This window comes from Streptomyces sp. NPDC053673, assembly GCF_055585225.1.
In genome coordinates this window covers 1-1,106 of sequence record NZ_JBVJKN010000113.1, presented here as the reverse complement: position 1 = coordinate 1,106, position 1,106 = coordinate 1, and the positions used below count along the sequence as shown (strand labels likewise).

Sequence of the window (1,106 nt, the reverse complement as noted above, 5' to 3'; positions counted from 1 at the left end):
TGTAGGCTTGGCTTGTGGCACGTACTGGGCGGCCGAAGGCCGAGTTGACGCTGTCGGATGAGGAACGCGCCGCGCTGGAGGGGTGGGTGCGGCGTCGTTCCACGCCGCAGGCGTGGGCTTTGCGGTGCCGGATCATCCTGGCCTGCGCCGAGGGCGTCTCGAACAAGGACGTGGCCGTCCGTCTCGGATCGACGCCTCAGGCGGTCGGCCGTTGGCGGGCCCGCTTCGTGCAGTACCGGATCGCCGGCCTGGGAGACATGCCGCGTTCCGGTGGCCCCAGATCGGTGACGGATGAGCAGGTGGCCGCGGTGGTCACCAGGACGTTGGAGTCCACGCCGAAGAATGCGACGCACTGGTCGACGCGGTCGATGGCGAAGGAAATGGGCCTGTCCCAGTCCTCGGTCTCACGGATCTGGCGGGCGTTCGGCCTGCAGCCGCACCGCTCGGAGACCTTCAAGCTGTCGACCGATCCCTACTTCGTCGACAAGGTCCACGATGTCGTCGGCCTCTACCTGGACCCGCCCGAGCGGGCGCTGGTGTTCTGCGTGGACGAGAAGTCGCAGATCCAGGCCCTGGACCGGTCCCAACCAGTGCTGCCGATGATGCCAGGGGTCCCCGAGCGGTCAACGCACGACTACGTCCGCGCCGGCACCACCACCCTGTTCGCCGCACTCAACGTGGCCACCGGCAAAGTGATCGGCTCCCTGCACCGCCGCCACCGCGCCGAGGAGTTCAAGAAGTTCCTGGTCAAGCTCGACAAGGAAGTGCCCGCAGGCCTGGACGTCCACCTGATCTGCGACAACTACGCCACCCACAAGACACCGGACATCAAGAAGTGGCTCCTCGGCCACCCCCGGTTCCACCTGCACTTCACCCCGACCGGGTCGTCCTGGCTGAACCTGGTGGAGCGATGGTTCGCCGAACTCACCAACAAGCAGATACGGCGAGGCGTCCACAAGTCCGTCCAGGCCCTCGAGAAGGACATCCGAGACTGGATCGCCGCCTGGAACACCGACCCCAAGCCCTACGTCTGGACCAAGACCGCAGACGAGATCCTCGAACGCCTCGCCACCTATCTGAACAGAATTCCCGACTCAGAAGACTAG

The 1,106-nt window shown here is 65.8% G+C and carries 1 protein-coding gene; it reads left to right on the top strand.

Annotated features, from left to right (window positions below; all coding sequences use genetic code 11):
- Positions 1 to 14 precede the first annotated feature (14 nt).
- Positions 15 to 1,106, top strand: coding sequence for an IS630 family transposase (locus ACZ6ZQ_RS38620; RefSeq protein WP_469773205.1), 1,092 nt, complete (start codon positions 15 to 17; stop codon positions 1,104 to 1,106).